Annotated in this window: 15 protein-coding genes; 6 read left to right on the top strand and 9 right to left on the bottom strand. The window is 61.5% G+C overall.

All coding sequences use genetic code 11. The features are described 5' to 3' along the window. Positions 1-225 precede the first annotated feature (225 nt). The 9 genes from JNN07_19150 to JNN07_19110 all read right to left on the bottom strand — a co-directional run bounded on the left by JNN07_19150 (position 226) and on the right by JNN07_19110 (position 17,041). The gene (locus JNN07_19150) at positions 226-1,710 is read right to left on the bottom strand and encodes a DUF1501 domain-containing protein (protein MBL9169863.1); all 1,485 of its coding nucleotides are present in this window, start codon (positions 1,708-1,710) and stop codon (positions 226-228) included. 12 nt (positions 1,711-1,722) lie between these two features. After that, a complete protein-coding gene (locus tag JNN07_19145) occupies positions 1,723-4,536 on the bottom strand; it encodes a DUF1553 domain-containing protein (GenBank protein ID MBL9169862.1) in 2,814 nt (937 codons plus the stop codon). Positions 4,537-4,599: 63 nt separating this feature from the next. Further along, positions 4,600-9,342: a hypothetical protein gene (locus JNN07_19140; GenBank protein MBL9169861.1), complete on the bottom strand. Its 4,743-nt coding sequence runs from the start codon at positions 9,340-9,342 to the stop codon at positions 4,600-4,602. A gap of 137 nt (positions 9,343-9,479) precedes the next feature. Then, entirely contained in the window at positions 9,480-11,579 is a 2,100-nt protein-coding gene (locus tag JNN07_19135; GenBank protein ID MBL9169860.1) for a transglutaminase domain-containing protein, read from the bottom strand. Positions 11,580-11,593: 14 nt separating this feature from the next. After that, the gene (locus JNN07_19130) at positions 11,594-12,913 is read right to left on the bottom strand and encodes a DUF58 domain-containing protein (protein MBL9169859.1); all 1,320 of its coding nucleotides are present in this window, start codon (positions 12,911-12,913) and stop codon (positions 11,594-11,596) included. 71 nt (positions 12,914-12,984) lie between these two features. After that, complete coding sequence (locus JNN07_19125; GenBank protein ID MBL9169858.1) at positions 12,985-13,950, bottom strand: dipeptide ABC transporter ATP-binding protein; 966 nt, start codon at positions 13,948-13,950, stop codon at positions 12,985-12,987. Further along, positions 13,947-14,945 carry an ABC transporter ATP-binding protein gene (locus JNN07_19120; protein MBL9169857.1) on the bottom strand — a complete coding sequence of 333 codons (999 nt, stop codon included), beginning with the start codon at positions 14,943-14,945 and terminating at the stop codon, positions 13,947-13,949. Before JNN07_19120 ends, JNN07_19125 begins: the two co-directional genes overlap by 4 nt. Positions 14,946-14,981: 36 nt before the next feature. Continuing rightward, positions 14,982-16,079 carry an ABC transporter permease gene (locus tag JNN07_19115; protein MBL9169856.1) on the bottom strand — a complete coding sequence of 366 codons (1,098 nt, stop codon included), beginning with the start codon at positions 16,077-16,079 and terminating at the stop codon, positions 14,982-14,984. Beyond that, entirely contained in the window at positions 16,076-17,041 is a 966-nt protein-coding gene (locus tag JNN07_19110) for an ABC transporter permease (protein ID MBL9169855.1), read from the bottom strand. The genes JNN07_19115 and JNN07_19110 overlap by 4 nt, the downstream gene beginning before the upstream one ends. A 156-nt stretch (positions 17,042-17,197) precedes the next feature. Between JNN07_19110 and JNN07_19105 the strand changes: the two genes are divergently transcribed. From JNN07_19105 to JNN07_19080, 6 genes are all read left to right on the top strand, one after another. Beyond that, on the top strand, positions 17,198-18,958 hold the full coding sequence (locus tag JNN07_19105; protein ID MBL9169854.1) for a hypothetical protein: 1,761 nt from the start codon (positions 17,198-17,200) through the stop codon (positions 18,956-18,958). Positions 18,959-19,101: 143 nt separating this feature from the next. Continuing rightward, positions 19,102-20,844, top strand: a complete 1,743-nt coding sequence (locus JNN07_19100) for a methyl-accepting chemotaxis protein (GenBank protein MBL9169853.1) — start codon at positions 19,102-19,104, stop codon at positions 20,842-20,844. A 10-nt stretch (positions 20,845-20,854) separates the two neighbouring features. Further along, on the top strand, positions 20,855-21,307 hold the full coding sequence (locus JNN07_19095; GenBank protein MBL9169852.1) for a chemotaxis protein CheW: 453 nt from the start codon (positions 20,855-20,857) through the stop codon (positions 21,305-21,307). Between the two features lie 24 nt (positions 21,308-21,331). Continuing rightward, positions 21,332-22,591 carry a hypothetical protein gene (locus tag JNN07_19090; GenBank protein MBL9169851.1) on the top strand — a complete coding sequence of 420 codons (1,260 nt, stop codon included), beginning with the start codon at positions 21,332-21,334 and terminating at the stop codon, positions 22,589-22,591. Beyond that, positions 22,588-23,295: a purine-binding chemotaxis protein CheW gene (locus tag JNN07_19085; protein ID MBL9169850.1), complete on the top strand. Its 708-nt coding sequence runs from the start codon at positions 22,588-22,590 to the stop codon at positions 23,293-23,295. The genes JNN07_19090 and JNN07_19085 overlap by 4 nt, the downstream gene beginning before the upstream one ends. Beyond that, complete coding sequence (locus tag JNN07_19080; GenBank protein MBL9169849.1) at positions 23,292-25,625, top strand: hybrid sensor histidine kinase/response regulator; 2,334 nt, start codon at positions 23,292-23,294, stop codon at positions 25,623-25,625. Before JNN07_19085 ends, JNN07_19080 begins: the two co-directional genes overlap by 4 nt. The last annotated feature ends 10 nt before the right edge of the window (positions 25,626-25,635 follow it).

Below are 25,635 nucleotides of genomic sequence, written 5' to 3'. Positions count from 1 at the left end.
CTTTTGTCGCGGCTGGGGTTTGGAGGGGTGGGGGAGGTGCGGCGAGACGCACTAGTCGATGACCTGCGGTGAGGCCCTCATCGGGGGTAGTCTTCCCGGTGCTCCGTGACCTGGAGCTCTTCTGGGCTCAACGGAGTTCCGCCCGACCTTATTCACGCCGTCCTTAGGTTGTTCGCCGACATTCAATCACACCCGTTTCGAGGCGTGCGATGGGCGGGACGCCACCTACCCGATCCATCGGTGTTGGACTTCTCCGGCCACATCTGTCAGCCGGAAGTCGCGGCCTTGGAAGCGATGAGTGAGACGCAAGTGATCCAAGCCGAAAAGATGCAGCATGGTCGCGTGAAGGTCGTTGATGTGAATCGGATCGCGGACGATGTTCCATCCGATCTCATCGGTTTCTCCCACGATTTGGCCGCCACGAATGCCACCCCCGGCTAAAAGAATGGTGAACGCGTTGGGATGGTGATCGCGGCCGGTGACACTGCTGGTATTGCCCGCACGGTTCTCGCCTAGTGGCGTGCGTCCAAACTCGCCACACCAGACCACCAGCGTTTCATCAAGAAGTCCGCGCTGCTTTAAGTCTTGGATCAACGCCGCGACGGGTTGGTCGGACATGCCGGCGTTGAAGGTCAGCTCGTTTTCGAGGTTGGAATGGTGATCCCAGGACGCGTGGATCACGTTGACGAACCGAACGCCTCGTTCCACCAGACGACGCGCCAGCAGGCAATTCGCGGCATAGCGTCGATACTGGCCGGCGCCTCCCCCGCGGTCCGCCTTGATCTTGGGATCCTCTCGGTCGACGCCATACATGGCCAATGTACGCGCATCCTCCCCCGACAAGTCGATAAGTTCGGGGGCGGCAGATTGCATGCGAAATGCCAGCTCGTAGGCCGCGATGCGAGAGGCGATCTCGGGATCTCGAGCTTCGCGCCAGCGAGCGTCATTGAGCTGTGCCAGGGCATCTAAACCGTTTCGTTGGAGTTCCACCGGGAGACCGGGAGGATTACGCAGGTTCAGCACTGGCTCGCCTTGGGTTCGGAACGGCACTCCCGCGAATACCGAGGGCAGAAAGCCGCTCTGCCAGAGAGACGCGCCGCCGCTGGTTCCGCGTCCCGCGGAAAGCACCACGTAACCGGGCAGATTGCGCGACTCCGAGCCAAGCCCATAGGTGAGCCACGCTCCGGCGGTGGGAAGGCCGAACTGCGCCCGTCCGCTGTGCAGCAAGAGTTGAGCGGGATGATGGTTGAACTGATCCGTGTGCATCGAACGGACCATGAGCAGATCATCCGCACACTGGGATAGGTGGGGCAGCAGGTCGCTGAACTCCATTCCCGATTGTCCATGCCGGGCGAACACTCGTTTCGAACCCATCAGCCGCGCGGTGTCCTTGCGAATGAAGGCGAAACGCGCGTTCTGGACAAGAGATTCCGGCAGGCTCTGGCCGTGCAGTTCATTGAGCTTTGGCTTCGGATCGAAGAGATCCAATTGGGAGGGAGCCCCCTCCATGAAGATGAAGATGCAGCTTTTAGCTCGAGGTGCGAAATGTGGCGGCTTGGCCGACATTGGGTCGGCCTGGAACCCCGGAGAGCGGGAGGGACTTTGCGCCGCGGCCAGGAGGCTGTTGAGCGCCAAGAAGCCGAGGCCGCTGGCGGTGGTGGTGAAGAAGTCCCGGCGGGTCTGGAGGATGGTTTCGTCGGTAGGATGCATGGCCAGTTCCTCCTAGTCGCGAGTGAGCAGTTCGTCGGTGTTCAACAGGACGCGGACGGTGGCCATCCAGGAAGCCATCTCCTGAGACCGCTCGTTCGGGTCGGATGTCAGCAACGCAGCATCCTGGGGATGGGCTTGATAGTAGGATCGGGAATCCGCGAGCAGTTTCAGCAAGGCGGCGGTCTCGTGCTCCGCAGGCCCGCGGGCAACGCAGGTTTCGAACGCCTCGGTCAATCGCTCCGCGTCGCTGAGTCCCGGAGCAGCCATCAGCCTGCGCGCGAACTGCAGCGCCGCTTCGGTGAAGGTCTGTCCGTTCAACAGCGTCAGCGCCTGCAAGGGAGTGTTGGAGATATTCCGACGAACCTGGGTGAGGTTGGCATCGGGGCAATCAAACATCACGAGATCCGGGTGCGGCGCGGTCCGTTTGAAGAACGTGTACATGCCCCGACGATATCGATCAGCGCCTTTGCTTTCGGGCCACTTGAAGTTGTTGGCATAACTGATTTCCGCGACGTCGGGGGGCAGGGCGGGGTAGACGCTGGGGCCGCCGATGCCTCGATGCAGGAGGCCGCTGATGGCGAGTTGGTAATCCCGCACGATTTCGCCCTCGACCCGCACTCGGTTTTGGCGCGCGAACAGCCGATTAAGCGGGTCAGGTTCTTCGAGATCGGGACGGTGGTGGGAACTTTGTCGGTACGTCTGACTGTGAACAATCTGGCGGATCAGATGCTTGCGGCTCCAGCCGGAGCGAATGAGTTCGCCGGCCAGTTCGTCGAGCAGTTCGGGATGCGAGGGGGGCTCGCCACGGGTTCCGAAGTCGGCGGGAGTTCGAACCAGGCCGTCTCCCAGGAGGTGAAGCCAGATTTGGTTGGCCGCGACCCGGGCGGTCAACGGGTTGGTAGGGCTGACGATCCACCGAGCCAAGTCCAGCCGGTTGGGCCGGCGGTTTGGGTTGGTCGGTAAGGGAGGTAGAATCTTAGGGACATCGGGCTGCACTGGATCCCGGGGATGGAGGTATTCCCCACGATGGAGCAGACGCGTGTCACGGGGCTCGGGGCGCTCCGCCAAAACCCTGGCCGACATGAGCGGTGCCTGCGCGCCACGTTCGATGTGCTGAAGCGCGTCCCGTGCGGCTCGAGCGGTGGGGTTCTCATCGATCAGCCAGTCGAAGAGCCGTTCGCGGTCAGGCTCCGTCCATTTTTCGATGCCGATGCGGGCCAATCGGCGTACATCTGGAGGCGCCACACTGTCCTCCGTCTGATTGGTGACAATGTTGAGTCGAAACCGACCGAGCCAACCCGGTGATTGGCGGGATCCTTTTTTGAGAGTAAACCGGATGGATACGTTTCCGTCGCTCACGATCGGTCGGGGCAGGTAGAAGGTCGCGTGGTGCGGTTCATCGAAACGAGGTGCCACCGACCAGCCGGTCTCATCCTTTCCATCGAGCAGGTTTGCCACAACCCCCTCCTTGGCCTCGAAATCGGCCTTGGGGCTGTGAAGCTGCTGGGACTTGCCGCCAACTTCCAGTTGCAGATCGGTAAACAACAGGCGCTGAGACCCGGCCTTGGTGTCGTCCGGGATCGGAGTTCCGCGGTTCGGCTCCGGGAACACTTCAACACGGACGCCATAGGCTAGGCCTCGCGGAATGGTTCCGCTGGCCGACCAGGACACAGGGCTGGAATTCGTGGCGGCCACCGACCAACTGCCATCGGCCGCCGAGTCAAAGCTTACTCCCGCCGGGCTCGACAGCTGCATCTGAGTCAAGACCGTGGGTTTGGCTTCTACGCCTTCCAGCGCCCTGAGTGTCGCCAGAGTATTCGCTTCCCAGGCGGCGAAGCCTTTGGCGAGGGCGGCACGTTCCTGCTCAAGCCGCCTCTCTGCCGTCAGGATGTCCTGCGCTGTATTCGGGTGGGCGGCGTTGTAAGCTTCCAACGCCTTTCTGGATTGGCCAACCCGGGCGTTGGCCTCGTCGGCGTTGTCGAAGAACGCGTAGAGCTGGAAGTACTCCTTTTGGGACAGACGTTCATACTTGTGATCGTGGCAGCGGGCGCAACCCAGGGTCATTCCAAGCCAGACGGTGGCCGTCGTCTCAACGCGGTCGAACACGGCCTCCACCCGATACTGTTCCTGCTCCACCCCGCCTTCCCGATTCGTCAACGTTTGGCGATGGAAGGCGGTGGCCAGCCTTTGGTCCGGCGTGGCATTCGGTAGTAGGTCGCCCGCGAGTTGCTCGAGGGTAAACTGATCGAAGGGCTGGTCGCGGTTGATGGAGTCGATCACCCACTCGCGATATCTCCAGGCGTCGGGGCGCGGGCTGTCCTTTTCATACCCGTCACTGTCGGCGTACCGCGCCTGGTCGAGCCAGTGCCGTCCCCAGCGCTCCCCGAAATGGGGTGATGCCAGGCAGTGCTCGACTAGGCGGCTCCAGGCCGCCTCTGGCTGCGCGGCGTAGTCGCTTGCGAAAGCGCGAACCTGCTCCCGAGTGGGAGGCAATCCCAGCAGGTCGGCAAACAGCCGCCGAATCAAGGTGTGCGGAGGCGCTTCCGTCGACGCGGTGATGCCGTGTCGCTCGAGTCGCTGGCGCACGAACAGATCGACGATGCTATTGCGTTTCGAGGCTCGGGGCGAAGACAGAGGAGGGGAAGGTGAAGAGGCGGAGAGCGGCTGATAGGCCCAATGCACCGCGGTTGGACCTCCGGCTGCCGGCGCGGCTGAGAGCGTGGAGGCCCCTCCGCAGCTCATGCCTAGCGCCACCCATGCCACCAGCATCACCCATGTTGTTGATTGCTGGTGGCTGCCGCTAGCGCTGGGCGCTTTCTCCTTCATGCCTGTTCATTCACGTTGAATCGCCCCCGAGCCCCGGAGCGGTGGTTCGCCACTGAGGTGGCATCATGGGTTCACAAACGTTCCATCAGGACTGCCAATGCGCAGATATTCGGGAAGCTTCTTAGGATCGAGTCGCACAGTAACGACGTGGGTTCCGGCGGGGAGATCGACGGTGGTTTGTTTCCCGGCGGGAACTGGTTTCCCGGCCACCCAGACGTTGGCGTTTTCAAGGCCCTCGAGTTCTAAGCGAACGGGACCGGCCTTGGGAACCTGAAGTTTGGTTCCGCCATACACCGCGATCAAACCGACCCACTTCTGCACGGAAGTCGCCTGCTGCACCTCGGAGCGCGTCAGCTTGCCGTCCACGTGCGACCAGCTGGCCGTCCACCCTCCGGCAGTGAGCGGGAGTGAAACCATCTTCTCCACACCAAACTGCTCGTCGGAGTGAGTGCCCGGTCGGAGTTTCCATCCCCGAGCTACGTTGGCTTTGGAGGCGTCGTAAGGTCCCGGTTTGCCGAGCTCAGACAGGAAGCGGAAGAGATCCAAGCGCTCCTCCGGTTGGATGCCATCGATGAGCCCGGCGGGCATGATGGATCCACCCGTGGTGCGCTTTTCTACATTGTTTTTCGCCACCGTCACCTCGTTGCCGGTCGTGTCGCGGATCACGAGCCGCTCCCCATCCTCACGCACCAGGATACCGCTGAGTTCCTCTCCGTCCTTGGTCTCGAGGACGAGGGAGTGGAACCCTTCCTTCACCTTGCGGTTGGGGAACCAAATGGACTCGATGAGATAGTCGACGGGCGCGCTGGCACCGATGCTGGTCATGTCGGGCCCGACCTTGCCGCCGGCGCCACCAATGGCGTGGCAACTCACGCAGCCCAGCATGGGGCGTCGATAAACTTCCTCGCCGCGCCGCGGGTCTCCCTTTTTCAGGACCTCGGCCGCCATCGCCTTCAGTTCCGATTCGGAGAGCGCGATTTCCCCCTCGGCCAAGTCTGCACCGCGGGTGAGGGCCAGGATCAGGTCCGGTTCATTGCGTCCGCTTTCGCGGGCGGCCCGCAGGCCGGCCTTCGCGACTACGGCGGGGATGCCGCTCTTGGGCAGGGTTCGCGTGAGAATCGGAGCGGAGCCTTTGATGTTGAGCAAGGCACGCCAGAAGGCGAGCGACTCCGGCTCCGCGGTGAGCTGGAGCGCTGTCTGAACCGCGGGGTCGGCAGCGGCCTTGAGATCCACCGCCGCGAGGGCGACCACTGCTGCGCGTCGCACATCCAGAGCGATCTCCGGCTTGCTCAGCGGGAGCAACGCCTCCACTGCGGGCTGTCCGCCGATGTTGCGAAGCGTCTCGAACACCGCGTTGCGGAGCGCCGGGCTGCTGGTGGGCGCGGTTGCGAGCTTGGAAAGTTCCCGTGTGCGCTGGCCTAGACTCTTCCAAGCGCCGGCCAAGCGAACCGCAGCCACTTGAAGGGGTTCATGCGCATGATGAAAAAGGTCGGGCAGGGAGGAAAGATCGCCTGAGGGGCGCGTGTTTCTGAGCCGGGCGGCTTGATCCAATGAAGCGATCGCCCTCGTCGCGGCAGCGTCGGTGAATCCCCCCGACAACACTTGGTTATAGAGTTTACGCAGCTCATTCGGTCGGGCCGCCTGGCCGAGGATTTCGATCCAGTTGCCTGAGCCTTCCCGGTCGAGCGGCTGTTGTTCCAAAATCTGGCTCAACACCGCGCCGGCCTGAGCAGGCTCGATGGATTTGAGGGCGAACTCGAGCTGTTTCTCACGGCCGGCCACCTGCCATTGGCCGGCTTTTAAGGCGGCCAAAAACGGTTCAGCGAGATCGTTGATCGTGAGCCAGAGTGTGTACTCCAGGTGAGGATCCATCGGTTTGTTGAGCACCGACAGAGCCAGTTCGGCGGCTTGGGCGGTGGGAAACTTCGCCAGGGCTCGCAGCGCCTCCAGGCGCACTCGAGGATGCTCGTCCTGGACCCGCGCTGCCAACGCCTTGAGGACCGGCTCCGCTTGCGCCGGGGTCAACTCGCCCGGCGTCGCAAAGCGCTGCCGACGGTTTTCCGCCACCAGCGTCTCCGAGTTGATTCGATGACGCCAGAAGCTCAACACCCGCACGGCGGCGGCGCGGACCCTGCCGTCGGTAGCGCTGAGCAACCGTTGCAGCAACGGAGCGTTCACCACATCCAGCGCCTGATGCAGCCAAAGTGATTCGAGCAGCGCGCGCTCGTCGGTCTGACGGCTGGTCCAGGCGTTGAGCGCTCCCTGAACTGCCACGCCCCGCTCCGTCAGCACCCGGCGCGACTTTTCCCGGTGGTATCCGGAGGGACTCAACAGATTGCCCAGCAACTGTTCCGTGGAGACTCGGGTCAGATCTTGAATAGGCATTGGGGTTTTCCCCTTCGGAGTCACGCGCCAGATGCGCCCATGCTCCTTGTCCCGGCGGGGATCACGAAAGTCGACCTCTCCGTGCTGAATAATCGGGTTCGACCAGTCGGCGATGTAGAGAGCGCCATCCGGCCCCATCTTCACATCGATCGGACGGAAGTGGGCATCCTGGCTGCGGAGGATCTCCGGCATTTCCTGGGTGACATAGGCTGAACCTTGCTCGCGCATGCTAAAGCGCACGACGCGATGGGCCCGGAAATCGCAGGTGATCATGCTGCCCTGCCAGTCTTCGGGAAACAACGGGCTGTAGAGGACCTCCAGACCACAGAACTTGGGATACGTGCCCGGGCTGACGCTGCCCAGGATCCGTCGTGCCCCGGCATACGTCACGTACATTGCCTGAGGGACAATGTAGTTGATGCCTTCTCCGCCGGCTCCGTCGGTGGCAAACGATTGTCCGAACATGTCAAACTGATGGCCCCAAGTGTTCACCAAACCCTTCATGTGGATGCCCAGCTCCAGCGTGGACGGACGGAGGTTCAAGATGCCGCCGCTGTTCAATCGAACCACCCCGTTGGGCGTTTCGGTGTGGGTGTGGATGTAGATCGACTGATTCATGTACATCTGACCGTCCATGCCCCAGTGGAGAGTGTGGATGATGTGGTGGGTGTCCTCGGTTCCGAACCCGGACAGGATGGTGCGACGGACATCGGCCTTTCCGTCCCCATTGGTGTCCTTGAAGTGCAACAGCTCGGTGCTCTGCCCCACATACACTCCTCCGTCCCCCGGCTCGACGCCGGTGGGGATGAGGAGACCATCTGCGAAGACGCTGGAAGTTTCGGCCTTGCCGTCCCCGTTGGTGTCTTCCAGCACGATGATCGCGTCGTCGGCGGTCTGGCCGGGCTTGATCTGAGGATACACCGAGGAGCTGGCCACCCACAGCCGCCCTCGGGAGTCGAAGTTCATGTGGATCGGCTTGAAGAGTTTCGGATTCTCCGCATAGAGGTTGACCTCGTAACCGGGAGCTACCTCGAAGGTGGGGGTCGGCTGGCTGAATGTCTCTGGATGGCCGGTCTTGGTGGGTGCCGGCGCGGCAGGTTTGCCGACGACATGATCCTTGGCCACGGGCAGCAGCTCGAAGAGGTGAGTGCCGGGCTGGCGCAGCTTGGCGATGCGGGCTTCCTGCTCCGCGATCAGGGGATCGAACTGGGGGATCTCCCCCGCGTTGCGCCCCTGCTCGCCCTTGCGGAACAGGAACAAGTAAGTGCTGTTCTGCGGTCGCCAGCGATGGAAGAACAGCTCGTTCTTTTTCAAGATGGTCTGATGCAGTTCATGTGCCGCCTCGAGTAGCGGACCCCGATCCAGAGCGAGACCCTTCTCCCAGGCGGCGTGGGATCCAGCGAGCACCTCGCGGCCATCGATCTTGAGCACGTAGTTGCCCGATCTGAGTCCTTTCACCTGAACCAGCGCGTGGCTGGCCGACGGTTGGGCTGGTAAGTCTGATCCGGCGGCCCCGGGCATGAGCACCTGATTGGGGGTCACTTGAAACCGGAGGCTGCCGCGAGAGCGTTGAAAGTCGTTGATGGCGACCCCGCGGTGATCAGCCGAGGTCTTGCCGTCGCGCGACAGCGAGAGCTGCCAGGCGGGCGGGGGGCAGGGGAAGTGTCGTCCGAGCGATTCGGCGAGGCGACGGTAACCCTGCTCATTCAGGTGGATGCCGTTATCGGTCAGAGCGGGGGACTCCTTGGGGCCGCTGGTCGGGGCCGTATCGGCAAACCAATCCACAAACGTTGCTCCCACTTCGTTGGCCAGCGAGCGCAGGGCGTCGCGGTACAAGGTCAAGGACTGGTTGTGCTGGTTGGGGTCGGGGAGTGGGCTGCCCAAGTCTTCGTGGCGGATGGGACTGGCAATGGCGAAGCGCACCTGCGCGGGCTGCGCTTGCTTTTGAATGCTTTGGACCAGGCGACGCATGTTTTTAGAGAATGCGTCAATGCCGCTCGGACCATCAAACGATGCCGCCATTCCGTATCCCAAGAACACCACGGTGGGTTTGACGGCTGCGATCTGCCCTAGAAGATTGGTGAACCAATGCTCCTCCCCGCGATGCCAGTCAAAACTCGCGCGTGACCTGCCGCTGGGCAAATCGGCGCTCCAGCCCAGGTTCCTGAAGAGGACATTGCGGTTGGGGAAGGCCGTGGTCAGCCGATGCTCAAGCAACCCGACGGTGCCCTCGCGTTCGATGAGCGTATCGCCAACGAAAGCGACTCGATCTCCATCCTTGAGTTCGAGCGGAGCGATGGCGTTTTGCGCCTTCAGACCCGAGTTGAGCAGATAGAGGCACACGAGGGGAAGCAACACGAGCCAGTGGCGTTGGAGCTTCAGCACCTTCAACGGGGTCCCAGGTAGAGTGATGGTTTGCATGTCGTACAGGAATCTCGCCTCCCGTCTTACGCCAGGGGGAAGGAGTTGTGCAAGACTGGAGATAGACTTCGGCGTCAGGTGAATGAGTTTCTCCCGGCCTTGGTGAGGATTCGCTTTCAAGCCTCACCTACTTCTCTTCACATCCGCGTTGGCTTGAGCCACGCTTCGACCTGTTCCTTTAACGCTCTTCGTTCGCTCTCGGTCAGTCCATTCGGATCGAAGCGAAGACGGTAGTGGAGTCGCAAAATGCTGGGCAAGGACTGCGCTTGGCTACCCAAGTGAGGGAGAATTCGCTCAATCCAGGCTTGAGCCGTCTCGTCCCGCGATCGGACCAATCCACGTCGCTGCAGCAGCTTTTCGATCAGGAAGAACTCGGAATCCTCGCCCAGGCGTTGAACGCGGAGATGGGCCGCCTTGGTGCTCCGATCCTTGATGCCTCGTTTTGTTTTGGAGAAAACGCGAAGCACGAACACACCGAAGAGGCCGCTCAGCCCATAGACAGCATATTTGGAAAGCTCCGACCGCCCGGCTTTCCATTGCGCATACTCGAACCACAATCGGGATCCGAAATCGGTCATCGGTTCCCACGACGAGGCGTTGTCCGCCTCCAGTTGGTTCCAGCTTGGGGGCGTCGTGTCAAAGTCGGTCCAACTCTGTGAGTCCTTCAGCCATACCATGCACCAAGCGTGGGCATGCCGCTCCCGGACCAGGTAGTTGCCGTTTCCAGCCGACTCCTGCACGGAGTAACCCACGGCGTAACGAGTTTTGAGACCAGCGGCGCGGAGCAGCAGGGTTGTGGCCGTGGCAAAGTATTCACAATGTCCGGCGCGTGTGACGGTCAGGAAGTTTCCCAAGGGCGTCATCTCGGGAAGCTTCGATGGTGCGGCCTCCTGGTAGGTGGTGTAGCGGAACCGGTTTCGAAAGTAGGAATAGACCGCCCGCATGGCTTCCTTGGGCTGCTCCTGAGCCTTCTCGGCCAACCGAAGCTGAGCCGCTAGCTGCTCGATGATCGCACGTTCGTTGGCCGGAATGGCCAGGTCCCGATCATCATCGGCCGCGCGGTCGGAAGTGGATTGCAGGGCGTAGTAAGCGTTAAAACTGATGAGGGAAGACGCATCCTTGACTTGAATGCCGCCGAAGTTGTTCTTGGAGAGCATGCCGGCGGGCAGGTTTTCGATTCGGGTCGTGCCCAGCGGCAGGGGCAGGAGGCCCGAACCGCCGCGCAGGAACCGGGCGATCCGGACATTGGCTCGCTCGGAGACGGATCCTTCGGGCACGACACGCCAGGCACTCATGGATTGCTCGGCTGACACGGGTTTCCAATCCAGGCTGGCTTTGCGATTCGATCCGCCCACGGTCCAGCTGGAGTAGTTGAAGGTGTCATAGCTGGCCTCTCGGAGCAGGTCTGGCGGCATGTCATTGGTCGCGTTAACCCGCAGCACAATCTTCCCGGACAGTTTCAGGCGTCCGATGGACCCAATCGAGGTGCGTGACTCCAAGGCATCCACCCGGCTCTGGGCGAAGCGCTGTAGCCAGTTGGCTTCCAAGCCAACCAGCATTCGCTGGAGCGCGTTAAGCCCGAGGTGTCCTCCGAAGCCCAGGAGCGTGGCGAGCCCGAAGACTGCGATCCAGGCTGGTCTTGAAAGGCGCTGTGATCGCAGGCTCCAGAGCGCCCAAGCGGTCAGGACGACAATGCCACTGAAGAATACCCAGCCGCGACGATTGGTCGTGCTGGCCGCCACCAGCACCAGCGCGAAATAGAGCGGAGCCACCGCGATCTGGCGGGGAGGCTCGGGCAATCGGCTGGCGGCGGGAAGGCGGGTCTGGCGTCGCGTCAGCCAGGCGAACACGGTGGAAGGGATCGAAGCCTGGCGGCCGTATGCGACCGCTAGCACAAACGGGGCGAACACGAGGGGCTGCCACTGGAAGAACAGCAACGCCCAGCGGGTAGCCAGCGGCATGGTCTCATTCCATGTCCGATCGGCTGGGGTGGAGCCGGCGGAGGCCTCCAGCAGTGTGCGGCTGTACCCCACGGAGAAGACCACCGCGCTGAGCAGCAGCACGAGGCACCCATTCCAGAGACGTTGAAAGTCTGAGGTGGTGAAATCCCAGCGGATTCTTGAGAAGTTTGCGACTTCCAGCAGCAAGGCGAGGGGGATGGCCAGCGGGAGCAATCGGGTCTGATATCCCCAGAACAGGATCACGGCACCCAGCAGGCCTTTAGGAATGGCACCCATACACAATAGACCCGCTACAGCCGGGCAAGTCCCTCCGCGATTCGCCCTACCTCCAGCACGTGAAAGCATTCGGGATGAGCGGCGAGCGGGCCGGGCTCGATGGGCCGCTTGCGGTCGGTATGGCTGAGGATAAACACCTGGATGGGCAGGCTCAGGCTGAGCAGCTGTCGCACCAGTTCGTGACGACGCGCATCCCATTTGAGGAAGATGCAGACGCAGGCGGCCAGCTGGCCGGCGTGGTTCATCGTCAGGTCATGCAGTTGCTGGAACTCCTTCTCTTCCGACGGCTCGGCGCAGGCCAGAATTTCTAGCAATTGTTCATTGTGCCCAACGCCTCGTCCAACGCTGAAGCAAAAGGCCTGGACGCCCACGAACATCAGGTCGAGCAGCGACTCCTGGGTCCGGAGGTTGCAGGCAAAGGACGCGGCGAGCGCGACGGCTTCCTCGAAGATGTCGGAATCGTCGTGATCATCGAAGGTGTCGAGAATGAGGCCATGCCGAACGAAATATTCGTCCTCAAACTCCTTGACGATGGGCTCGCCGGTCTTCGCCCAGCTCCTCCAATGAATGTGTCTGAGCGGATCCCCCCGGCGGTAGTCGCGCAGGGAGACAAACTCCTCCGATTGCCCCACGGCCGATGCCTGGGTCACTCCGCCTGGCTGATATTCCTCCTTGCCCGGAAGGTGCAGGTTCGGGACGGGATATCGCTTGGGCAGGATGAGCAAGCGCTGTGGCCTCTCTAGAGCAACGAAGGCGCGAATAAGACCAAACGGATCCGTCCGGCTGATGCGGGTCGTCCCGAATTGGATGGGGCCCCGGCGAAGAGGTATTAGCTGAAGGGAGACCTGAGCGGAATCGCGCGGAAGCAGGGGAGGTAGCGCGGTTTCGGGCACGAGCGCCGGCGGAGTTTTCCGGCGGGGGGCGGCGAGCCGGAACGATCGTAGGTTTCGGCGAGGGCGGGCGCCTGCACTCGGGATGGGCAGGATCGACTCTTTTAAGGTCTCGAGCAGGGTCAATCCCGATTGAACTCTGCTGGATTGGTTATGGATATCGAGGGTGTAACGCAGCGGCTCGCCCACGGTCCCGAACCGGGGCAGACTGCGCTCGATCTGGAACTGATCCTTAAAAAAGAGACTGCCTAGCAGAGCGAACAGGAGCAGACAGGCCAGGAAGGCAAACGTCTGGTAGGAGAGGGAGCTTTCAGTATCGAAGGCAATGATGCCCGTAAAGAGAATGGCAGCCAGCAGGGTGGAGCCTGCGGGCGTCAGGCGCCCTCGAAGAAACAGCCGCTCGCGCAGAGGACGGGAGGGGCGGGCTATCTTTGATTTTGCCACCTGCCTATTGCATACCGCACGGCCGGCGAATTCTCAACCCCATTGTTGCGGGAGGCTGCGCGGGAGGGCGATTATTTGGCCAAATGGCAAGCGGCCCAGTGGCCGGGCGAGAGTTCGCGGAGGGCGGGAACTTCGGTGCGGCAGCGGGCCTCGGCGACGGGGCAGCGCGGGTGAAAGGGGCATCCTGGCGGCGGATTGATGGGTGACGGAACGTCCCCGGTGAGAATGATGCGCTGCTGCTTATGGGAGGGATTCACTTCGGGGACCGCCGAGATGAGCGCCTGGGTGTAGGGGTGCAGAGGTGTGCTGATCAACCTGCGGGAGGGCGCCGACTCCACCACGCGCCCCAGATACATCACCAGAATTCGCTGGCTGATGTGCTCCACCACTGCGAGGTCGTGGGCCACGAACAGATAAGCGACCCCCAGCTGACGCTGCAGATCTTGGAGCAGGTTGATCACCTGCGCTTGAACCGACACATCAAGGGCACTGACGGGTTCATCGCACACGATGAGCCGCGGCTCCACAGCCAGAGCGCGTGCGATGCCGATCCGTTGTCGTTGGCCTCCGCTGAACTCGTGTGGGTAGCGCGTGACGTGTGCCCGATCAAGCCCGACCTGTTGCAGCAGCTCCTCGATTCTCAGACGGCGCTCGCTCGCGGACTTCGTGAGGCGATGCACATCGAGGGCTTCGCCCACGATTTCCCCGACGGTCATGCGCGGATTCAGTGATCCATACGGATCTTGAAAGATCATCTGGATGTGGCGCCGCTTTTGCCGGAGCGGTTCCCCCCGAAGCTGGGTTAGGTCTTGGCCGTCGAACAGCACCTGGCCCGCGGTGGGCTCGATCAGCCGGATGATGGCGCGACCGAGGGTCGTTTTTCCACAGCCGCTTTCCCCAACCAACCCCACGGTTTCTCCCGGCTGAACCTCGAAGCTAACTCCGTCCACGGCGCGAACGAAACTTTTCACTCGGCTGAACAGCCCTTGGCGAACCGGGAAATGGACTTTGAGGTCTCGGACGTCGAGTAGGCTCATGGTTTGGTATAGGGGCAGCGCACCCAGTGACGCGGTTCAACCTCGATCAGCGGCTGGGCGTGGGCGGCGCACTCTTTGGCCGCCAGCGGGCAGCGGGGATGAAAGCGGCAGCCGGAGGGGAAGTTGCCCAGATTGGGCACGTTACCCGGAATGGCCTGGAGGCGGGTTTGTTGGCCTTGCAGCTTCGGGATCGAGTTCATCAGAGCCCTGGTATAGGGGTGAAGTGGGCGCTGAAGCAGGTCTTGGGCGTCCGCCAGTTCGACGACCTGCCCGGCATACATCACCGCCACCCGATCGGCCAGATCGCCCACAATGCCCAGATTGTGGGTAATAAGCACCATGCTCATTCCGATCTGCCGCTTGAGATCCTTGAGCAGTTCGATGATCTGCGCCTGGATGGTGACATCCAGGGCGGTGGTGGGCTCGTCGGCGATCAGGAGTCGAGGATGGCTTGCGAGGGCCATGGCGATCATGATGCGCTGCTGCATTCCGCCCGAGAGCTGATGCGGGTAGTCTCGCAATCTCGACTCCGGTGCTGGAATTCCCACCAGCTTGAGCAGACGCACCAGCTCCTCCTCATTGGCGGCCTCCGGCCGATGCAGCTTCAGCGACTCAAGAATCTGGTTGCCGACCCGGAAGACAGGGTTCAGCGAGCTGCCTGGTTCTTGAAAAATGTAACTAACAATTCCCCCGCGAATCTGACGGAGCTGGCTGGGCAACATCTTCAGCACATCCTGCCCGTTCAGCCAAATCTCACCGGCGGTGTACCTGGCGGGAGGCGAGGGCACCAGGCGCGCGATCGAGAGCGCGGTGACGCTCTTGCCACAGCCGCTCTCCCCCACTAAACAAAGCGTCTCGCCGGCTTCCAGGCTGAGAGAGACCCCATCCACCGCCCTCAAGGCTCGGCCATCCTTGAGGAAGTCGAGTTCGAGATTTCGGATTTCCAGCAGCTTGGGTGCTCCTGATTGTGCAGACTGGCTTTGGTTCGATTGCATTCCGAGTTGATGTCGCGTCGCGAGGCCTCTGAGCGGTCAGTTGCCCTTAGCATCAGCGGCGTCTCTTAGACCATCGCCGAGGAAGTTGAAAGCGAGAACAGTAAGAAAAATTGCTCCTCCGGGGGCCAGGAGCCAGGGATAGTCCTGCAGGTACTGGGAGTTTTGCGCCGCATTGAGCATCAAACCCCAACTGGCCTCGGGTTCCTGGATGCCCACATTGAGGTAGCTCATCACCACTTCGCCCAGGATGTAGTAAGGAACGCTGAGGGTGGCGGCGACGATCACATAGGAGAAGGTCCCGGGCAGGATGTGGCGAACCACGATATTGAACTTGGTCTGGCCGAGAGCCTGAGCGGCGAGCACGTATTGGCGCTCGCGCAGGGAGAGCGCCATTCCGCGAATGACACGCGCCGAACTTGCCCACCTAATAAAGCTAAGGATGATGATGATCAACAGGTAGACCCAGGTGGAGCTCAGCGAGGGGGGGAACACGGAGCGCAGGGCCATGATGAGGTAGAGCCCCGGAATGGACATGATCAGCTCGCAAATTCGCATGGTCACCGCGTCGGTCATGCCCCCCAGGTAGCCGGAGAAGCCGCCGACCAACATTCCCAAGGAGAGTGACAATGAGATGCCGATGAGGCCAATCGAGAGCGAGATCTGGGAACCATAGAGAAGCCGGGAGAAGACATCGCGACCAAACTGGTCGGCTCCCAGGAGGAAGCACGGAGCGGCCGGATTTCCGGTTCCGAACAGGTGCGTGGTGCAGGGCAGGAAACCGAACAGCTTATACGGCTCACCGGTGATGAAGAACCTCAGAGCGGCTTTGGAGCCCGGGACGGCCTCATAGGTGGCCGGCTCGGTCACCTTTCGATAGACCTGCACCGCGGGGCGAACGCCGTCGAGGACCAAGCGGGTCGGCGGATGGAAGGACCGTTCCTTGTCCAATAAGTCGTAGCGGTAGGGAGCGAAGAAGCCGGCGAAGAGCGACAGGGTATACAATGCGACCAACACGATGCCCCCGGCCATCGCGGTCCGGTGACTGCGCAGTCGACGCCAGAAGAGCTGGCTGGGGGAGGCGGTCTGGCCGGAAGCCCCCGCTCCCGGTGTTGCGGGTGAAGTGGCAGCGCTCATTTGAGACGAATTCGAGGGTCGCTCCACGCAAGCAGCAGGTCGGCAATAAAGTTGCCAATGACGAGGAGCGCGGTGGCCATGACGACGGAGGCCACCACCAATTCGTAGTCCTTCTTCTGCAAGGACTCCATCGTCAGGCGTCCCAAGCCCGGCCAAGCCATCACATTCTCCACGATGAAGGCTCCGCTGAGCAGTCCGGCGAGGGAATAGCCGAACATGGTGAGCAGCGGATTAATCGCATTGCGGACTGCGTGGCGGTAGATGACCCACCCTTCCGCCTGACCCTTGGCCCGGGCTGTCGTGACAAACTCGGCACGCAATGTATCCAGCAGGTTGGACCTCATTTGGCGCATGATGCCGGCCATCTCGCTGGCCGCCAGAACGAGCACGGGCAGTATCAGGTGGTGGGCGCGATTCCAGAACTGCTCGGACGGGCTCATGAGATCGTAGTACGAGCTTTGCGCCCCTCCTACCGGGAACCAGCCCGTGCCAGCGGCAAACATCAGCGCCAGCAAGGCCAACAGCACCTCGGGGATGGACAGGCCAAAGAAGGCGATCATGGAGCAGGCCCGGTCCGCGAGGGAGTTTTTATGCACTGCGGCCCAGATTCCGAGCGGAACGGCGATTGCCCAGGCAGCGATCGATGCGAAAAAGGACAGAAGAAAGGTGTTCCAGAGTCGGCCGAAAATCAGTTCCGAGGCAGGAATCTTGTAGGCGATGCTATAGCCGAAGTCCAGCCGAACGGCGTTCGCCAGCCAGTAGCCGTAGCGGATGTACCACGGCTTGTCCAAGTGGGCGCGGGCGCGCAGCTCGGCGATTTTCTGCTGTGAGATTTGGGGGTTCTGCTCGAGCTCGGTGAAATAGTCACCCGGGGTGAGCGACATCAACGCGAAAGTGATCAACGAGACCCCGATCAGGATGGGGATCAGATGAAACAGGCGTTTGGCGGTATATGTCCACATGCACTCTTTCGATGCCGATGCGTCGTTCGTCTCAAGATGTCAAAGCTTCCCGAGTCTTGACCAGAGAAAACATCGGCAGGCGTGGCTGGCGCATGACATGAATCTTTCAATTGGAAGTTGATCGTGAATCGAGGGCACCCCATTTTAGCCATCTGCATGTCCGCTGCCTTGAAGTCTAAGGTCTTGAAAGCCTCGCTGGGGTTTTGGGCACCTGTTGTCTGGCGAGTCTTCCTCGCTTTGGCCGGCCTTGAGCTGTGGACGGGCCGTGGGATGGCCGACTCCGGAGTGGTGGAGACCACGCAGGGTGTTACCTGGAGCGGGGATATTCATCCGATCACCGGCGGGTTGAAGGTCATCCCGAGGGACGGCAAGGAGCAGGAGGTGCGACTGGACCAGGTGGTCTCCCTGCGTTTTCAGCGACTCGAGATCCCGCGGGTGGAGCTTCAGCCGGCGGAAGAGCGCGGATGGCGGGGGCAGTATTTTGCCGCCGAGAATTTCGAGGGGCCCGCCACGGTCCGCACCGATGCCCAACTGCGATTTGAATGGAATTCCCAACTAGCCGCTGCCAGCAATCGGGCCCCTGCCAGCGCATTTTGGCAGGGTTCGCTGGTGCCGCTCGTGACCGGCGTGCACCAATTTGCGTTGAGGAGTTCTGGGCGGGCCAGTTTCTGGATCCATTCCCAATTGGTGAGTTCAGTCGATTCCACCAATGGATTGCGGGAATCGATCGGTGAGGTGGCCTTGGTCGCCGAACGCCGATACCCGGTCACTCTCCAGCTTCACCGGCAGCCTCCGTCCGGCTCGCTTCAGCTGGAATGGTCAGCCGCGAGCCTACCAAGGAGCGCGATTCCGAACGAACGGGTCGTGATCCGGCCCTCCATCACCGGATCCAACGACATCCTGCGGGGCTTGCTCGCCACCTATTACGCCAACCCCGATTTCAGTCATCCGCGATTGACGCGGGTGGATCGGGCGATCGACTTTAACTGGCGAGCCGCCTCGCCAGCATCCGAAGCGGGAATCGGAACTCGGTTCAGCGTGACTTGGACCGGATCATTGTCGGTGCCCAAGACTGGCGAGTATCGCTTCGCCATCGAGGCGGAGGGCGGGACGCGGCTGTTTCTCGATGGCAGTATCATCTATGAGCAGTGGGAGGATCGGCCTGAGCAGACCTATTCCATTGGCACCGCCCCATTGTTGGTCGAAGCAGGTCGCCCCCATTCGCTGCGCCTCGACTTTTTCAATGAAGTCAGCCGCGCAAAAGTGAAGCTGAATTTTTATCGCGAGGCGTTTGGCGACGCGCCGATCTTCGCTGACGGGTTGCGTCCATCGGCCGCACCCGATCGGTCAGTGCCGGTGCCCCTAGACGGAGCTGAAGGAAGTCCGACCGCGTCGATCCCCGCTGCGGCGGGTATCTGGTTTAACGATGGTTCGATGTTCTCCCGAGCCCCGCTCACCGCGTCCGCTTCCGAGGTCACTTTCGTCCCGGGTGGCGTGATCACGAAAGTGCCCGTGGCCTCCATCAGCCGCATCCACTTGGCTGATGTCCCGCAGGATGTGGTTGCGAAATTCGATCCGAACCGCACTGGCGCCTGGCTTCACAACGGAGATTTCTTGGAGGGGGACTTTCTCGGCATGGATGCCAAGCAAGTGCGCCTTGGTTCCATTCTGTTCGGAAATCACGTCGTCGATCGAGACCGGGTGCTTGCCATTCTCATCCGCGCCCCAATCGCGCGCGCGCGGAAATGGAATCTGACTCTGGCCGATGGTTCTCGTTTTTTTGTGGAGAAGCTGCGGATCGATTCCACCGGACTCGCGATTTCCGACTCGCTCTTCGGCGCGCTGCGGGTCCCCTGGTCCGGGCTTTCTCACCTCCAAGCCGATTCCGTGGCTACTCCTCCGCCATCCTCTCCTTGATCATTGCTTAAGAATTCTGTACGCGGCCGATATCTAAGCCTGGATGAGCCAGTTTGGCCACGGCAGGCGATCTCTTGGGCGAGTTTCGGTTCCAGCCAGCACTCCGGTTCCATCCGAGTTTCAGTGGAATCATGTAACTCCATATGGCAAAAGGGCTTAACGATACGCGGAGGTTTTGGACGGTTCGTAATCGACTCATCCTGGGTTATGGGATTGAGATTCTGATCACGGTGCTACTCGGGGGCTATGCCCTGACGAGACTTGTGGTCATCAAGGATGACGCTCATCGGCTCAGCCGCGATTCCTTATCAGGGCTCTCTTTAATCCACCGGCTTGATTCCCAAGCGAGTAAGCTATTCGGCTTGATCCACAAGCACACCGTCCTGTCCGATCCGGCCGCGAGTCAGCGTGCCCTCAGCGAACTGGAGTCCGAGCTGAACACGATCAAGACCATGGCGGCGGATTACGAACTCGGAGCCGTCAGTGCTGAAGATCGCGCTAAGGCTCAGCCGGTGAACTCTGCTCTGAAACGGTATCTGGATGCCTGTGTCGCGGTGGCCACCATGGATCCTCGCCAGGTGAACGAGAAGCTGCAGCGCGTCATCTCGGAGGTTGAACCATCCTACAAGGCCTTTCTCAATGTGGTGACGCTGACGGAACAGCGTCAGCAGTCGGCCGGTGAGTTGGCTGGGAACAAGATCCAAAGTGCCGTGCTCAACGCGGAGGCCGGCATATTGGCGGGGATCTGCGCCTCCATCTTGATTGTGTTCTTTAGCGGATACTTTTTGGTCCGAGCCATCAACCAGCCGCTCACGAGGCTCACTGAGGCCATGGAGCGCATGCGCGAGGGTGATTTCACTGGGCGTTTGGAAGCGGGCCAAAGGGATGAGTTTGGCGACCTAGCCGATGGGTACAATCATATGGCTGACAGCCTCAGCGCGCTCGTCAGCCAAGTGCAGGAGTCGGGCATCGTGGTCAACAGCTCTGCATCGAACCTTGCCAGCGCCGTGCGGCAACACGAGAGCGGAGCTCAGCAGACTGCTTCCACCACCGTGGAGATCGGGGCTACCGCCAAGGAGATCTCCGTCACTTCACAGGAGTTGGTCAAAACGGTCAAAGAGGTGGCCCAAGTCGCCGAGCAAACCACTACCATGGCGGGAAATGGCCAGAGCGGGCTGCTGCGCATGCAGGAGACCATGGTGCAGGTCATGGGGGCGGCCAGCGGGATCAGTGGCAAGCTGACGGTTTTGAACGAGAAGGCCGGGAGCATCAGCCAAGTAGTGACCACGATCGCCAAGGTCGCGGACCAAACCAACCTGCTCTCACTGAACGCTGCGATTGAAGCCGAGAAAGCTGGAGAGTACGGGCGCGGGTTCTCCGTGGTCGCCACAGAGATTCGTCGATTGGCGGATCAGACGGCGGTCGCGAGCCATGACATCGAACAGACGGTAAAGGAGATGCAGGCTGCCGTGAGCGCCGGGGTGATGAGCGTTGACAAGTTCTCTGAGGAGGTGCGCCGCGGCGTGCAGGAGGTGAACCAGGTGGGGGCTCAACTGAACGAGATTATCGGTCACGTCCAGGCTTTAACGCCGCGATTCGAGACGGTGAACGAAGGGATGCAGATGCATGCGGTTGGCGCGTCGCAGATTAGCTCGGCGCTCGTTCAGCTGGGTGAATCCACGCAGCAGACCGTCCACTCGCTGAAGCAATCCAATCAGACCATTGAACGTTTGAATGAGGCGACGCGAATGCTTCGCAACGCCGTGAGTCAGTTCAAGCTGCAGACGGCGGTTGGTGTGCCGGAGCGCCCGCGAGGGATCGCGTCGCTGGAATTGCGCCGCAATTCCGATCGGCCCGTCGATGAGGGGCGAAAGGTGGACAGCTGAGCCTGCGGGTATGTTGTTCCTTCTGTCACAAGTCGGTGCCGAAAGGTATGCCATTCCGGCAAACCGCATCATCGAAGTTCTGCCGTTGGTGACGATCAATCGGCTGCCCCAGCTTCGCCCTGCGGTTGCCGGCCTGTTGCACTATCACGGAACTTCAGTGCTCGTCGTGGATTTTGGCTTGTTGGTGGGAAGCCAACCGGCTCCCTCCCGGCTCAGCACGCGCTTGGTGCTCCTGAACGTTCAGCCTCCCGGGGGCGCCGCTCGTCCGCTGGCGTTGATCTCGGGTAAAGCCACCGAAATGATTTCGCTTCCGGCCGGTAGCTTCGAGGCGACCAGCGAGAGGATGAGCCTGGCACCCTACCTCGGCCCGGTGGCATGGGACTTTCGAGGGGTGGTGCGGCGTGTGGAGGTGGATGGTCTCTCCTCGTTCCTCGGCGCGGAGGCTCTGCCTGCGGCCGCTTAACTGACAACCCCTGATCGCCATCCGATGACGCAACCGATCTCAACCAAGAGTTCAGGGGTCCAGCTCGCAGCCAGGCGGATTCAGGAGCTGATTGGTCTGGACCTCGGAACCTTGACGACCCGGTCCATGCAGCGCGCCTTGCAGACCCGGCGGGAGGCCCTGGGACTCTCAGATCCCGCGGACTACCTTTCGTTGCTGGACTCGGATCCCGAAGAACTGCAGAACCTGATCGATGAGGTGGTCGTTCCGGAGACCTGGTTCCATCGCGAGCCTGAAGCCATCGACATGATGGTGTCGCTGGCCCGGCAAGCCCGTCGGTCCGCCAAGCGCCGCTTTCCCCTTCGCATTCTGAGCGTTCCATGTTCCGGAGGAGAGGAGCCGTACTCCTTGGTGATGGCGCTGCTGGACGCCGGCCTCAGCCCTGGCGAGTTTGTGGTTCTCGCGGCGGACGTCAGCCGACGGTCGCTGCGGCGCGCCGAGAAAGGATTGTACGCGGAGGCCTCCTTTCGAGGTGGAAACCTCGGCTTTCGCAGCCGATATTTTGAGGCATGTGGAGAAGGCTATCAGCTTCAGGAAGGGGTTCGCTCGCAGGTGACGTTCCATCACGACAACCTCCTATCCTCGCTCTTCCTGGCTGGCACCGAGCCGGTCGATTTCCTCTTCTGCCGGAACCTCTTTATCTATTTCCGACCCGAGACTCGCCGGCGTCCGATGGAGCATCTGGTTCGCCTCATGCGACCGGACGGTTTTCTGTTCTGCGGAGCCAGCGAGTATCGTTGCTTTGGACGAGGCCCCTTTCGTCTGGAGAAGTTGGGCTCGACTTACGCTTGTCGAGTGGACCGAATGTCTGCGCCCGCGGGCGGACCTGCCTCCCGTGGCCGGGCACTCAGCCTGCTCTCACACCCGGAACCAACGACGGGAACTCCAGCCCCGGTGGTCGATACCCACACTCAGGCAAGAACTCCAAACCGAGATCTGATCCGTGCCCGCCGGCTGGCCAATGAAGGATTGGCAGCCGAAAGCGCTGCCATCTGCGAATCCATCCTCAAGGAGGGTATGGATTGCGTGGAAGCCTTGAGCCTTTTGGCCCTGATTCGCGAGGCCGAGGGCCGCATGGAGGAGGCGGTGCAACTGTACCGGAAGGCGGTTTATCTCGATCCCCACCACTACGAATCACTGGTTCATCTCGCCTTGCTGCGCGAACGGCTGGGAGACCAGGAGGAGGCTAGCACGCTGCGCGCGCGAGCGCGAAGAGTTCAGGTGGACTTCAAACGATTGCCATGAGCGACAACACATCCCTAACGCCCGAAGCGCCTACCGCGGCTACCGTCCACGCAACGCCTTGCTGGAAGCAGGTTGGAATTTGGGGGAATGGGCGCTGCGAGGCGCTGCGCCAGCATGTTCACTGTCACAACTGCCCCGTGTTCTCAGCCGCAGCCGCAGAACTCCTGGACCGAGAGATGCCTCCCAGCTACCGGGACCAGTGGGCGGATCATTTCGGTCAGAAGAAAGCCGATGTCGCGCTCAGCACTCAATCCGTGCTCGCTTTCCGCCTTGGGCAGGAGTGCTTTGCCATCCAGATGAAGGCCCTTCAGGAGGTGGGATACCTCAAGGTGCTCCGTCCTATCCCCCACCGTCGCCAGGGCGTGGTGAAAGGGGTGGTCAACGTTCGGGGGCAGTTGGTCATCTGCGTGTCTCTGACGGCTGCCCTGGGGTTGGAGCCGCTGCCCGTGACTCCGGACCGACCTGGCAGCCATGGTCAGATGAGGCTGCTTATCGCGGACCATGACCGGGATCGCTTCGCATTTCCGGTTGATGAAATCCATGGGATACTGCGCCTCCGTCCGGGTGAGCTGCAGGATCTCCCCGCCACGGTTGGCCACAACCCATCGAGATGTGTGAGCGGCGTTCTGAGTTGGCAGGGCAAGTCGATCGGGCTGCTCGAGGAAGGCCGTCTTTTTGATCTTCTCAACCGGAGTCTAGCATGAGCGACAAAGATCTGAGCCAATGCTCACTGATGGAGCTGTTCCGCACGGAGGCCGAGACCCAGCTGTCCCTGCTAACCAATGGGCTGCTCGCGTTGGAGAAGGACCCATCGGTGCGCGCTCAGCTGGAGGAAATGATGCGGGCCGCCCACTCGATGAAGGGGGCCGCCAGGATCGTTAATCTGGGGTCGGTGGTGAAAGTGGCTCACGCGATGGAGGACTGCATGGTGGCGGTCCAGAAGGGCGTGCTCCAGCTCCAGCGCGAGCAGGTCGACATCCTGCTGGCTTCCGTCGACCTCCTGGCCAGGATCTCACAGACACCGGAACCCGATTTGGGGAAATGGGAAACGGAGGGAAAGCCCGAGGTCGAAGCGCACCTCGACAAATTAGCCTCCGTGCTCAAGGGCGAGCCTGTGGAGACCGCGAGGCCACTATCCGCCGCCCCAGCTGCCGCGGTCGCAACCCCGATAGGCCCGGCGGTGTCGAACCCGCCTACTCAGCCGGAACAACCCGCGCCCCCGCCGCCATCTCCTCCAGCCCCTCCGCCGGCCGCCGGAGCGAGTTCGTCGCCGATTGAGTCGGGGCGCATGGATCGTGTCCTGCGCGTCAAAGCGGAGCATGTCAATCGCATGCTTGGGCTCGCGGGTGAGTCCCTGGTGGAGTCGCGCTGGCTTCGTCCCTTTGGGGAGTCCTTGCTACGCCTGAAGTCGCTTCACTCGGACATGGAGCGGTCCATGGCTGTTCTGCGCGAGTCCCTGAGCGGCCTGTTCATCGACGAGCGGACGGAAACGGCTTGGAACGCCTCCAGAAAGTGTCTGCAGGACTGTCAAGAGCTGCTGGCCAACCGGTTCACCGAGCTGGACATGTTCGATCGACGATCCGCGAATCTTTCATACCGGCTTTACCACGAGGCTCTAGCCTGCCGGATGCGGCCCTTTGCCGACGGCTTGAACGGGTTCCCAAGAATGGTGCGAGATGTGGGCCGACGTTTGGGCAAGGAGGTGCGGCTGGTCCTCGTCGGTGAGGGCACTCAAGTGGATCGTGACATCTTGGAAAAGCTTGAGGCTCCTCTCGCGCATCTGGTCCGCAATGCGATTGACCATGGTCTGGAGTCTACCGCCGACCGCGAGGCTGTTGGCAAGCCAGCGGAGGGGACGGTTCGAATCGAGGCGCGCCACAGCGCCGGGCGGCTGGTGATTACGGTGAGCGACGACGGGAGAGGCATCGAAATCGAGCGGGTGCGTCGGACGGTGGTTAAGCGATCGCTCACCACGGCCGAAACCGCCGCCGTGCTTAGCGAGGCCGAGTTGCTGGAGTTCCTGTTCTTGCCGGGGTTCAGCGTGCGGGAGGAAGTGACGGAAATCTCGGGACGCGGAGTGGGCTTGGATGTTGTTCAGAGCGTGGTCAAGAGTGTCCGAGGCACCATCCGGGTGACTTCTGAACGCGGCAAAGGAACTCGGTTTCAGCTGCAGCTTCCCCTGACCCTCTCCGTGCTCCGGACCCTGCTGGTGGAGATCGCCGGTCAGCCTTATGCCTTCCCTTTGGCTCACGTGCTTCGAACCGTCAAATTGCCCCGCGAAGCTGTCGAATCGCTCGAAGGCATCCAGCATTTTCGCCTCGAGGGCAAACGGGTCGGACTGGTTTCGAGTCATCAGATATTCGGGCATCCTGAGCCTGCCACCCAGTCAGGATCCCTCTGCATTGTGGTTCTGGGGGAGACCAACCAGCGCTACGGACTATCCGTGGATCGGTTTTTGGGTGAGCGGGAGTTGGTGGTGCAGCCGCTCGATGCACGATTGGGCAAAATCAAGGACATCAGCTCGGGCTCCATCATGGAAGATGGCTCCCCCATCCTCATCGTCGATTCCGAGGATTTGATCCGAAGCATTGAGAAGCTCGCCAACAGCCGATCACTGCATCGGCTCGAAGGGCAGGGGGGAGGCGACGCGAAGCGCAGAGGCAAGCGGATCCTGGTGGTCGATGATTCCCTCACCGTTCGAGAACTGCAGCGAAAGATTCTCACTGCGCGCGGCTATGAGGTGGAGGTGGCGGTGGATGGGATGGACGGATGGAACGCCCTCAGAGACCGAGATTTCCAGCTGTTGATCAGCGACATCGACATGCCACGAATGGATGGGATTGAGCTCATCTCGATGGTCAAGCGTGATCGGAAGCTGCGTTCGGTCCCCGCGATGATCGTCTCGTATAAGGATCGCGAGGAAGATCGGCTCCGAGGATTGGAAGCTGGTGCAGATTACTACCTTTCGAAGGGGAGCTTTCATGACGATACCTTAATTAGGGCCGTGGGGGACCTTATCGGACCAGCTGCCTGAGGGTGAGGCA

It is taken from the genome of Verrucomicrobiales bacterium (assembly GCA_016793885.1).
Classification (GTDB): Bacteria; Verrucomicrobiota; Verrucomicrobiia; order Limisphaerales; family UBA11320; genus UBA11320.
Note: the sequence above shows the minus strand (reverse complement) of the source record. Positions and strands in the feature narration are given on the sequence as shown.

Bases quoted from the DNA above. Each gene is read 5' to 3' on its own strand.
- JNN07_19100 (MBL9169853.1), top strand. From the start codon at position 19,102: ATGGCAAAAGGGCTTAACGATACGCGGAGGTTTTGGACGGTTCGTAAT.
- JNN07_19085 (MBL9169850.1), top strand. From the start codon at position 22,588: ATGAGCGACAACACATCCCTAACGCCCGAAGCGCCTACCGCGGCTACC.
- JNN07_19090 (MBL9169851.1), top strand. From the start codon at position 21,332: ATGACGCAACCGATCTCAACCAAGAGTTCAGGGGTCCAGCTCGCAGCC.
- JNN07_19140 (MBL9169861.1), bottom strand. From the start codon at position 9,342: ATGCAAACCATCACTCTACCTGGGACCCCGTTGAAGGTGCTGAAGCTC.
- JNN07_19110 (MBL9169855.1), bottom strand. From the start codon at position 17,041: ATGTGGACATATACCGCCAAACGCCTGTTTCATCTGATCCCCATCCTG.
- JNN07_19125 (MBL9169858.1), bottom strand. From the start codon at position 13,950: ATGAGCCTACTCGACGTCCGAGACCTCAAAGTCCATTTCCCGGTTCGC.
- JNN07_19135 (MBL9169860.1), bottom strand. From the start codon at position 11,579: ATGGGTGCCATTCCTAAAGGCCTGCTGGGTGCCGTGATCCTGTTCTGG.
- JNN07_19105 (MBL9169854.1), top strand. From the start codon at position 17,198: ATGTCCGCTGCCTTGAAGTCTAAGGTCTTGAAAGCCTCGCTGGGGTTT.
- JNN07_19150 (MBL9169863.1), bottom strand. From the start codon at position 1,710: ATGCATCCTACCGACGAAACCATCCTCCAGACCCGCCGGGACTTCTTC.
- JNN07_19120 (MBL9169857.1), bottom strand. From the start codon at position 14,945: ATGCAATCGAACCAAAGCCAGTCTGCACAATCAGGAGCACCCAAGCTG.
- JNN07_19080 (MBL9169849.1), top strand. From the start codon at position 23,292: ATGAGCGACAAAGATCTGAGCCAATGCTCACTGATGGAGCTGTTCCGC.
- JNN07_19115 (MBL9169856.1), bottom strand. From the start codon at position 16,079: ATGAGCGCTGCCACTTCACCCGCAACACCGGGAGCGGGGGCTTCCGGC.
- JNN07_19145 (MBL9169862.1), bottom strand. From the start codon at position 4,536: ATGAAGGAGAAAGCGCCCAGCGCTAGCGGCAGCCACCAGCAATCAACA.
- JNN07_19095 (MBL9169852.1), top strand. From the start codon at position 20,855: ATGTTGTTCCTTCTGTCACAAGTCGGTGCCGAAAGGTATGCCATTCCG.